This window comes from Azospirillum sp., assembly GCF_035628975.1.
Lineage (GTDB): Bacteria > Pseudomonadota > Alphaproteobacteria > Azospirillales > Azospirillaceae > Azospirillum.
On sequence record NZ_DASPIS010000072.1, the window covers coordinates 64,310 to 74,268 of the forward strand.

The 9,959-nt window shown below is 68.0% G+C and carries 11 protein-coding genes; 3 read left to right on the forward strand and 8 right to left on the reverse strand.

Features of this window, described 5'->3' with window-relative positions; all coding sequences use genetic code 11:
- Positions 1–2 precede the first annotated feature (2 nt).
- From mtaB to VD964_RS16410, 8 genes are all read right to left on the reverse strand, one after another.
- A complete protein-coding gene (mtaB, locus tag VD964_RS16375) occupies positions 3–1,271 on the reverse strand; it encodes a tRNA (N(6)-L-threonylcarbamoyladenosine(37)-C(2))-methylthiotransferase MtaB (RefSeq protein ID WP_324869595.1) in 1,269 nt (422 codons plus the stop codon).
- The gene (locus tag VD964_RS16380) at positions 1,261–1,542 is read right to left on the reverse strand and encodes a DUF2442 domain-containing protein (RefSeq protein WP_324869596.1); all 282 of its coding nucleotides are present in this window, start codon (positions 1,540–1,542) and stop codon (positions 1,261–1,263) included. Before VD964_RS16380 ends, mtaB begins: the two co-directional genes overlap by 11 nt.
- A gap of 4 nt (positions 1,543–1,546) precedes the next feature.
- Entirely contained in the window at positions 1,547–1,807 is a 261-nt protein-coding gene (locus VD964_RS16385; RefSeq protein ID WP_324869597.1) for a DUF4160 domain-containing protein, read from the reverse strand.
- Positions 1,800–2,651 (reverse strand): diaminopimelate epimerase, encoded by an 852-nt coding sequence (dapF, locus tag VD964_RS16390; RefSeq protein WP_324869598.1) that lies wholly within the window; start codon positions 2,649–2,651, stop codon positions 1,800–1,802. The genes VD964_RS16385 and dapF overlap by 8 nt, the downstream gene beginning before the upstream one ends.
- Before the next feature lie 102 nt (positions 2,652–2,753).
- Entirely contained in the window at positions 2,754–3,185 is a 432-nt protein-coding gene (locus VD964_RS16395; protein WP_414637170.1) for a GtrA family protein, read from the reverse strand.
- Entirely contained in the window at positions 3,182–4,228 is a 1,047-nt protein-coding gene (locus VD964_RS16400) for a glycosyltransferase family 2 protein (RefSeq protein WP_324869600.1), read from the reverse strand. The genes VD964_RS16395 and VD964_RS16400 overlap by 4 nt, the downstream gene beginning before the upstream one ends.
- A gap of 91 nt (positions 4,229–4,319) precedes the next feature.
- Positions 4,320–5,927, reverse strand: coding sequence for a hypothetical protein (locus VD964_RS16405; protein ID WP_324869601.1), 1,608 nt, complete (start codon positions 5,925–5,927; stop codon positions 4,320–4,322).
- A gap of 126 nt (positions 5,928–6,053) precedes the next feature.
- A complete protein-coding gene (locus tag VD964_RS16410; RefSeq protein WP_324869602.1) occupies positions 6,054–6,974 on the reverse strand; it encodes a LysR substrate-binding domain-containing protein in 921 nt (306 codons plus the stop codon).
- 104 nt (positions 6,975–7,078) lie between these two features.
- Here VD964_RS16410 and VD964_RS16415 point away from each other — a divergent pair, with 104 nt between their 5' ends.
- The 3 genes from VD964_RS16415 to leuB all read left to right on the forward strand — a co-directional run.
- A complete protein-coding gene (locus tag VD964_RS16415) occupies positions 7,079–8,287 on the forward strand; it encodes an MFS transporter (RefSeq protein ID WP_324869603.1) in 1,209 nt (402 codons plus the stop codon).
- Positions 8,288–8,469: 182 nt separating this feature from the next.
- Positions 8,470–9,081: a 3-isopropylmalate dehydratase small subunit gene (leuD, locus tag VD964_RS16420; RefSeq protein ID WP_109087170.1), complete on the forward strand. Its 612-nt coding sequence runs from the start codon at positions 8,470–8,472 to the stop codon at positions 9,079–9,081.
- 68 nt (positions 9,082–9,149) lie between these two features.
- Positions 9,150–9,959 (forward strand): 3-isopropylmalate dehydrogenase (leuB, locus tag VD964_RS16425; RefSeq protein WP_324869604.1); only part of this gene is annotated, 810 nt, incomplete at its 3' end.

The following is a 9,959-nucleotide window of genomic DNA, read 5'->3' on the forward strand; positions in this document are numbered from 1 at the left end:
GGTCAGAGCGGGGTGCCGGTCAGCACGCCGTCCTTGATGCCGGTGATGGCGGCAGGCACCAGCGAACCGGGCGGGAAGGGCCGGCCCAGGCGGACCGCGGCGAAATGTTCCGTGCGGCCCAAATCGTCCTTCTCCACCAGCACCGTAGCGGTGCGGCCGATGAGGCTCGCCAGGGTGCGGGCTTCCGCCGCCTCGCCGACGGCGCGCAGGCGGGCGGCGCGCTCCTTGCGGACGGCGCCGTCGACCTGCGGCATGCGGGCGGCCGGCGTGCCGGGGCGCGGGCTGTAGGGGAAGACATGCAACCAGGTAAGGCCGCAGTCCTCCACCAGCCGCATGGTGTTCTGGAACATCTCCTCGGTCTCCGTCGGGAAACCGGCGATGAAGTCGGCGCCGAACACCACGTCGGGGCGGATCGAGCGCACCCGCTCGCAAAACGCGATGGAATCGGCGCGGCCGTGGCGGCGCTTCATCCGCTTCAGCACCATGTCGTCACCGGCCTGCAGCGACAGGTGCAGGTGCGGCATCAGGCGCGGCTCGTTTTCGATCAGGCGCCAGAGGTCGTCGTCCATCTCGATGCAGTCGATGGAGGACAGGCGCAGCCGCGGCAATTCCGGCACCAGGGCCAGCAGCCGGCGCACCATCTGCCCCAGCGACGGCGAACCGGGCAGGTCGGGGCCATAGCTGGTGATGTCGACGCCCGACAGCACCACCTCGTTGTAGCCGGCCTTCACCAGCGCCTGGACCTGCTCGACGATGCCGCCGATGGGGACGGAGCGCGAGGGCCCTCGGCCATAGGGGATGATGCAGAAGGTGCAGCGATGGTCGCAGCCCTGCTGGACCTGGACGAAGGCACGGGCACGGTCCTCGAACCCGCCGATCAGGTGACCGGCGGTCTCCTTCACCGACATGATGTCGTTGACCAGAACCTTCTCGGCCGGCGGCAGGCCCCAGCTTTCCGGCTGCAGCTTTTCCTGGTTGCCCAGCACCTGATCGACTTCCGGCATCGCCGCGAAGCGCTGCGGGTCGATCTGGGCGGCACAGCCGGTGACGACGATGCGGGCGTCCGGCCGCTCGCGCCGCAGCTTTCGGATGGTCTGCCGCGCCTGCCGCTCGGCTTCCGAAGTGACGGCGCAGGTGTTGACGATCACCACGTCGTCCAGCCCGGCGCTGCGCACATGATTGCGCATCACCTCGGACTCGTAGGTGTTCAGGCGGCAGCCGAAGGTGACGATCTCGGGGCCGTCGGTCTTCAGGGCGACATCATCGGGCATGCTGAGCCCCTCCCATACCGGGCAAGGGGGCGCCGGTGATCGAGGAATAGAGAACGGCTGGATCGAGATCGGCTCCATTCGGCCAGACCACCGTCCCAAGCTCCGGATCGACGCGAACCGCTGCGAAGGTTTCGGGTTCGCGCAGCACGGCAAACACTCCGGTGAAAGGAACCAGGGCGGACACGTCGACATCCCCCTCCGCACCATCCTCGAACCGGAGGTGCAGGCGGTAGCCGTCGAGCGGCGTGGCGGCGACAATATCCTTCAGCATCGGTTCATTCCAGCGGAGCTATCTGATTCAACGGCGCATGCCTGCGCGCCAGTTCCCAATCGTTCTTCAACTCGTTCCTATGCAGGGCGGCCCATTCCGTCACAAGTCCCAACGCCCGGGGCGAAAGTTCACCCTCCATGATCCCAAGCGTCGAAATGTCGATCACGGCTTTCTGATTGCCATACCGCACATGGAAATGCGGCGGCGCGTGATCGTTGTAATACATCGCGATGATGATGCCGAAGAACCTGCTGATCTCAGGCATCGCCTTGTCCAGCGGAAACCAGTTCAGCCGACAGCCGGCCGCTGAAGGCGAGCGCCACCGGGCCGGTCATCAGGACGCGGTCGTCCTCGGTCCATTCGATGGTCAGGGTGCCGCCGTCCAGCAGGATGTCGGCCTTGCGCCCGGTCAGGCCGCGGCGGGCCGCCGCCACCAGCGTGGCGCAGGCGCCGGTGCCGCAGGCCTGGGTGATGCCGGCGCCGCGCTCCCACACCCGCATGCGGATCGCGGTGGGCGACAGGACCTGCGCGAACTCGATGTTGGACCGCTCCGGGAAGGTTGGGTGGTTCTCGAACACCGGGCCGACCTCGGCCAGCGGCACCGCCTCGGCATCGTCGACGAAGAAGACGGCGTGCGGGTTGCCCATGTTGACCGCGACCGGGCCTGCGAAGCCGCCATGCTCCACCGATTCGACCCGCAGCGTATCGGTGGGGGCGGCCAGCGGGATGGCGCTCCAATCCAGCCGGGGCGGACCCATGTCCACCGTGATGCGGCCGTTGTCGGCGCGGAAGGCGTGCAGCAGACCCGCGGCGGTCTGGAAGCTGGCGCGGTCGCGCCCGCTCTCCTCCATCAGCAGCCAGCCGACGCAGCGCGACGCATTGCCGCAGGCCGCGGCCTCGCTGCCGTCGGCGTTGTGGATGCGCATGAAGGCGTCGGCGCCCGGCGCCTCGGTCCGTTCCAGGATGATGAACTGGTCGCAGCCCACGCCGGTCTTGCGGTCGGCGATGGCGCGGACCTCCGCCGCAGAGGGGCGGTAGGGTTCGGAACGGGCGTCGATCACGACGAAGTCGTTGCCGAGGCCGTGCATCTTCAGGAATTCGCGGGTCATGGCCGCCGTTATATGGCGAGCCGTGGGGATAAGTCCATAAGGCGCCGCGCAAGGCAGATTCGCGGGCGTGTCCAGGGGAGTATGCCCCCCGTCACGCCCCCGTCACGCTCCCTTGAACACCAGATGCTTCGACGCCGCGAAGTTGAAGAACATGCCGGCGATCGAACCGGCGGCCACGGCCAGGAACGGGTGGTCGGCGACGGTCTGCACGCTCGATTCCAGACCGACCGACACGCCGTAATTCACCACGCCGCCGATGGCGTTGGCGGCGATGAACTTGGCCCATTGGCGGTGCAGAGGTTCGTCCGCGGCGCCGCGGAAGGTGAAGGCGCGGTTCAGCGCCCAGGTCGCGGTCGCCGCGGCGAAGAAGGACGGAATGCGGGCGGCGAAGAACTCCAGTCCCAGCGCCAGACCGCCATAGAGCACGGCGGTGTCCACCAGCAGCCCGATGACGCCGACCACGCCGAACTTGGCGAATTGCACCCCCAGCCGGCCGAGCCGGCTGTTCAGCAGTCCATCGGCCAACCCCCTCACCGGCGACCGTCCCCACGCTCGCCGACCAGCGGCGGATGGTTCCCCGGCGCGCGCAGCGACAGGTAATGCATGCGCTTGGCCTCGCGGCGGCCATGGGTGACGGTGTCCAGGATCAGGCCGCAGGTCAGGCTGAGGAAGGCCATCAGCATCAGCCCGGTCGCCAGCACCGCGGTGGGGAAGCGCGGAACCAGTCCGGTCTCGAAATAGGTCAAGATCACCGGAATGCCGAGGATCACCGACAGCAGGGCCAGCACGCCGAACAGCCCGGAGAAGAAGGGCAGCGGCCGCTCCTCCTTCACCAGCATGATGATCGCGCGCAGGATGCGGATGCCGTCGCGGATGGTGTTCAGCTTGCTGTGCGACCCGGGCGGCCGGTCCTTGTAGGGGGTCTTCACCTCGGCGATCGGCATGCGAAGCTCCAGCGCATGGACGGTCAGCTCCGTTTCGGTTTCGAAACCGCTGGCGAGCGCCGGGAAGGACTTCACGAAGCGGCGGGAGAACACCCGGTAGCCCGACAGCATGTCGCCGATGCGGCTGCCGAAGATCTTGGCCACCATGCCGGTCAGCACGAGGTTGCCGAACCGGTGGCCGGGGCGGTAGGCGGCGACGATGTCGGTCACCCGCGCGCCGTTGACCATGTCCAGCTGCTCGTCCCACAGGCGCTTGACCAGCTGCGGCGCGCTGGCGGCGTGATAGGTGTCGTCGCCGTCGACCAGCACATAAACGTCCGCCTCGATGTCGGCGAACATGCGGCGCATGACGTTGCCCTTGCCCTGCAGCGGCTCGGCCCGGACCACCGCCCCCGCCGCACGCGCGACCTCGACCGTCCGGTCCTTGGAGTTGTTGTCGTAGACGTACACCGTCGCCTCCGGCAGGGCAGCGCGGAAGTCCTGCACCACCTTGCCGATCGCCGCCTCTTCGTTATAGCACGGGATCAGCACCGCGATGGTCGGAGCCGGGGCGGCGTCCGCGTTCGTCCGCGGCGTTCCCGAAGCGTCGGTGCCGGTGATGGAGTCGGCGCGGTCGATGGTCGATACGGTCATGGCGCTGGCTTTATGGCTCGAAAAGGGCGGACGGGGCGGTTACCGGCGATAAACAGCACAAACCCGGCAATTATTCCACTGTCTCCCGATTTCAGGTCGTCCTGTCCACCGCGCAGAGGTTCAGGGTCTCGCCCAGATTGTTGGGAATCGTCCGGCAGCGCTGCGGATCCAACCGCAGGCCGAGCAGGGCGGCGGCCTTCGCCGCTCCAGCCGTGTCGGGGATCGTGCTAAGCATCAGGAAGGGGCCGCGATGCGACGCCACCTTGTCCTTCAGGATGGCGAGATGGCCGTTGCCGACCGAATCAGGCTGCAGGAAGTTGGACTGGATGCGCACGAAGGTGGCGCGGGACGGGAAGGACGGGATGACATGCGAGATGGCCCAATATCCCGCCATCAGCACCATGGTGTCGTCCGGGTCCTCGATGGGCGGCACCTCCGCCGTCACCCACTTATCGGCCCAGGCGACACGCCCCCAATCGGCCGGCTGCACCGTCAGCTGCACCAGCGCCAGCAGGGCCACCGCCAGCCCGATGCGCAGGCGCCGGGACAGCGGCAGCAGGCCGACCGCCATCACCAGCCCCAGCGGCGCCAGCATCTCCAGCGGCACCAGATAGCGGTAGATGCAGAACATTACCACCCACAGCGCGTAGGTGACGCTCAGCGCCGTCAGCAGGAACCGTGTCGCCGGCTTGTCAGTCAGCCAATCGTTCCGCCGATGCAGCGACCATCCGAACAGCGCGCCGACGGCTCCCACCGGCACCAGGACGAACAGCGCCAGCACCCGCAGGTCGAAGAACGGCACCTCGCCCACCGTCAGGGGGGAAAAGGTGAAGACGAAGGGGAAGAACAGCCGCTGCCACAGGCCGGGCGGAAAGAAGCTGACATTGACGTAGTCGGATATCGCGGCGAAGGGCGACTTGAAGATGTGGTTCATGTGCGGGAAGACCGGGTTCCCGTAATCGTGCCACAGATGGGCCATCCACACGCCGCCGCCCAGCGCCAGACCGCCCAGCACGCCGATGCCGAAGAAGAAGGCCAGCCACAGCCGCCGCCATGGCCGGGCGGGCAGGGCCAGGAAGCCCAGGCACAGCCCGACCGCATAGATCACCGTCGGGTTCTTCAGCCCCATCGCAACCCCGGCCAGCAGCCCGGCCGCCGCCACCCGTGCGAAGCTCGGCAATGGCCGGCCGTCCAGGATGCCGGGCAGGCTGCCGGCGATGACGGCGAGCGCACCCAGCACGCCCAGGCTGACCACATTGTCCTGGAAGGTGGTGCCGATCAGTCCCAACGCCCCGCCGCCCAGCCCGCCCATCACTGCAAGGGCCATGGCGATCAGGCTTCGTTGCACAGCCGGACCGTTCCGGAAACAGGACGATGCCAGCAGATACAGTAGCGACAGGTTGATTCCCTGCAGTGCTCCCCACAGGAATCCCGCCCCCCGCGCCGGCAGGTGGGTCGCCAGCCAATAGAAGGGCACGTCCAGGAAGGGGCTGTAGAAGGTCGGCATCTGCGCCGGCAGCAGGTCGCGCCCGATCCGCCCGGTCAGCAGCGCATAGGCGTTGTACCAATGGTAGTTCCGCAGGTCCCAGTTGGCGTCCATGCCGAAGGACAGCGTCAGCAGCCCGTAGGCGAGCGGGGCCAGCAGCAGGAAGGCACGGCCGATCAGGCGGGCGCGGCGGTCGTCGTCAATGGTCGGCATCGGGTCGTGCGGCCTTCGTTGGTCTCGGTCATTCGGTGGGACATGACGGCTTGGCAGGGGGGTGGCAGGGGGGTAGCAGGGGATTTGGTAGGCGGTCGCCACGCCCGCCGCAAGGGGCGCGGCGGATCAGACCGCCATCATGGAGGAGTCCTGCGCCGCGGATTCCTGCCCTCGCAGCCAGTCGGCCAGACCGGGCAGGGCCGTGTGGTCGGGATGGCTGTGCTCCAGCAGGAAATAGCGTCCGGTCTCCGCCGCGGGACAGCCGGGGACCGGAACCAGCCGCCCGTCGGCCAGCTGCCGCTCGATGAACAGCAGCGGCACCAGGGCTATTCCCAATCCGTCTACCGCCGCCTGGATGGCGACATAGGTGTGATCGACGTCCAGCCGGTTGCGCAGCCGGTCGGCGCCGATGCGGTTGGCGGCGCACCAGTTCGGCCACAAATCCGGCCGCGCCCGGATGGCGATGACCGTGCGCCCGGCCAGCCCGTCCGGCATCGCTTCGCCGTTCACCTCCTTCAGCAATTGCGGACTGCAGACCGGCGCCGAGCGCTCGGCCATCAGCGGGTGGGGAGCCAAGCCGGCGAAATGGCCGGGATCGCGACGGATGGCGTAGTCGAGCGGGCGCGACAGGTCGATGCGGTCGGGTGCCGTGAACAGCGACAGCTCGACGTCGGGAAAGGCCGCCTTGAAGGCCGGCAGCCGCGGCAGCAGCCAATGCATGGCGAAGGTCGGGATGCAGTCGAGATGAACGACCTGCCCGCCCTTCTCCTCGCGCAATGTGCCGGTGGCGGTCGCCAGCTGGTCGAACAGATCGGCCACCCGCACGAAATAACGGGCGCCGACCGGGGTGAGCCGGACCTGCCGGCGCGACCGGTCGAACAGCGCCAGCCCCAGCCAATCCTCCAGCAGACGAATCTGCCGGCTGACCGCGCCGGTGGTGACGCACAGCTCCTCCGCAGCGGCACGGAAGCTGCCATGGCGGGCGGCGGCGACGAAGGCGCGAAGGGCGTTGAGCGGAGGAAGCGAAGTGTTCGAACGGCTGGACATCCGTTGATATTTTCTCAACGGTCATCGCAGAACAAGTCGTTTTTCCCAACCCCCGCCGGCCGCTACCGTGGCGCCGACCAATGTCAAGAACGGGGTGGCGGGGCGTGGACGGAAAGAGCGGACCGGCGGTGCCGGCGCGGGTGGTGTGGGCGCTGGGCATGTCGCAGCTGGTCTGCTGGGGTGTGTCCTACTACCTCGTCGGCCTGTTCGGCGAGGCGATGGCTGCCGATCTGGGGCAGGGATTGCCGGCGATCCATGGCGGTTTCACCCTGGCGCTGGTGGTGATGGGGCTGGTGTCGTCCGCCGTCGGCCGGGCCATCGACCGGCGGGGCGGTCGGGCGGTCATGGTCGCCGGGTCCCTTCTGATGGCGGCGGGCTGCATCGGGCTGGCGCTGGCGCATGGGCTGGTCGTCTATTACGCCTCCTGGGTTCTGCTCGGACTTGCGATGCGGATGGCGCTGTACGATGCGGCCTTCGCCGCGCTGGCCCGCATCGGCGGCCGGGGGGCGCGCAGGCCGATCTCGCAGATCACGCTGCTCGGCGGGCTTGCCTCCAGCGTGATGTGGCTGGTCGGGCAGTCGGTGGCGGAGGGGCTGGGCTGGCGCGGCGCGCTCCTCGTCTATGCGCTGCTGGCACTCGCCACCGTGCCGCTGCATCTGCTGATCCCGCCCGACCGCTTCGCGGAGCCGGTGCCGGACGTGCCGCCGGCCGTCCAGGCACCCGCAGCGCCGGCCACCCCGCCGCCGTCGGCCTTGGCGGCGGTTCTCTATGCATTGATCGTTGCGCTGTCGGGGATGCTGAACTCCGGCCTGTCGGCCCACATGATCGGCATGCTGGCGGGGCTGGGGATGGCGCCGGCTCTGGCGGTGTGGGTGTCCACCCTGCGCGGCGTCGGACAATCGGCGGCGCGGCTGGCGGAGATCCGGTTCGGCAGGCGGCTGTCCGCCTTCGGCCTCGCCATCCTGGCCACCGGGCTGATCGTGCCCTGTTTCCTGTTCCCGGTCGCCTTCGGGGCGGCGCCCGCGGCCGGCATCGCCTTCGCCCTGCTGTTCGGGGCCGGAAACGGACTGGTCACCATCGTGCGTGGCGCCCTGCCGCTGGTCCTGTTCGATCCCGCCCGCTACGGCCAGACCGTCGGGCGCCTGATCACGCCCGGATTCTTCGTCTCGGCCCTCGCCCCGCTGGTCTACGCGCTGGTGATCGAGCGGTTCGGCGACGCCGCGGCGCTGTGGCTGTCCTTCCTGCTTGCGGCAGGCGCGCTGGCGGCGGCGCTGGTTCTGGCGCTGCGTTTCGGCCCCGGCAATCGGGCCTGACCGGGACGATCCGCGCGCGTTGACGCAACAAAGATGCGCGCCGGTGCATTCGCGCATGCCTGTTCGCTCATTGCGTGCCGGGAAAAGGGCAAGCTTCCTCTGGCAATGGCTTGTTCGGTCTGCTATTCACCACGCTCTGCATGCGCACGCTTGCGCCTTCTTGCGCGACAGGATTTCTGGCGATGGAAAAGTTCACGGTTCTCACCGGCGTTGCGGCGCCGCTGCCGATGATCAACGTCGATACCGACATGATCATCCCGAAGCAGTTCCTGAAGACCATCAAGCGGACGGGGCTGGGCAAGCATCTGTTCGACGAGATGCGCTACACCCCGGACGGGCAGGAGATCCCGGACTTCGTCCTGAACAAGCCGGCCTACCGCAAGGCCAGCATCATGGTGGCGGGCGACAATTTCGGCTGCGGCTCCTCGCGCGAGCATGCGCCGTGGGCGCTGGCCGATTTCGGCATCCGCTGCATCATCGCCCCCAGCTTCGCCGACATCTTCTACAACAACTGTTTCAAGAACGGCATCCTGCCGATCAAGTTGCCGAAGGAGCAGGTCGACCTGCTGCTCGACGACGCGTCGCGCGGGTCGAACGCCGTCATCACGGTCGACCTTGAGAAGCAGACCATCACCGGCCCGGACGGCGGCACCATCTCCTTCGAGCTGGACCCGTTCCGCAAGCATTGCCTGCTGAACGGCCTGGACGACATCGGCCTGACGCTGCAGCAGTCGGCCCATATCGACGGGTACGAAGGCAAGCAGCGCGCCGGCCAGCCGTGGATGTGGGGCTGACCGCCCCCGTCCTCCCCCGATTTCACCATCTGTCTTCTTGACGTCTGATATTTGGGAGTGCGCCCGCCATGGCCGCCAATAAGAAGCTTCTGTTCCTCCCCGGTGACGGCATCGGCCCCGAGGTGATGCGCCAGGTTCGCCGGGTCATCGACTGGATGGACCGCAAGCGCAAGATCACCTTCGACGTGTCCGAAGGCCTGGTCGGCGGCGCGGCCATCGAAGCCCACGGCGTTCCGCTGTCCGACGCCACGCTGGCCGAGGCGCTGGCGGTGGACGCGGTGATGCTGGGCGCCGTCGGCGGCCCGAAGTGGGACAACCCCAGCGACTACACCAAGCGCCCGGAAGCGGGCCTGCTGACCCTGCGCAAGGAACTGGGCCTGTTCGCCAACCTGCGTCCGGCCGTGGTGTTCGACGCGCTGGTCGACGCCTCGACTCTCAAGCCGGACGTCATCCGCGGCCTGGACATCCTGATCGTCCGCGAGCTGACCGGCGGCGTCTATTTCGGTGAGCCGCGCGGCATCACCGACATCGGCAACGGCGAGCGCCGCGGCGTCAACACCCAGGTCTACACCACGTCGGAGATCCGCCGCGTCGCCCGCGTCGCGTTCGAGCTGGCCCGCAAGCGCGGCAACAAGCTCTGCTCGATGGAAAAGGCGAACGTCATGGAATCCGGCCTGCTGTGGCGCCAGGAAGTGACCAAGCTGCACCAGGAAGAGTTCCAGGATGTCGAGCTGAGCCACATGTACGCCGACAACGGCGCCATGCAGCTGCTGAAGAACCCGAAGCAGTTCGACGTGATCGTCACCGACAACCTGTTCGGCGACATCCTGTCGGACGAGGCGGCGATGATGACCGGCTCGCTCGGCATGCTGCCGTCG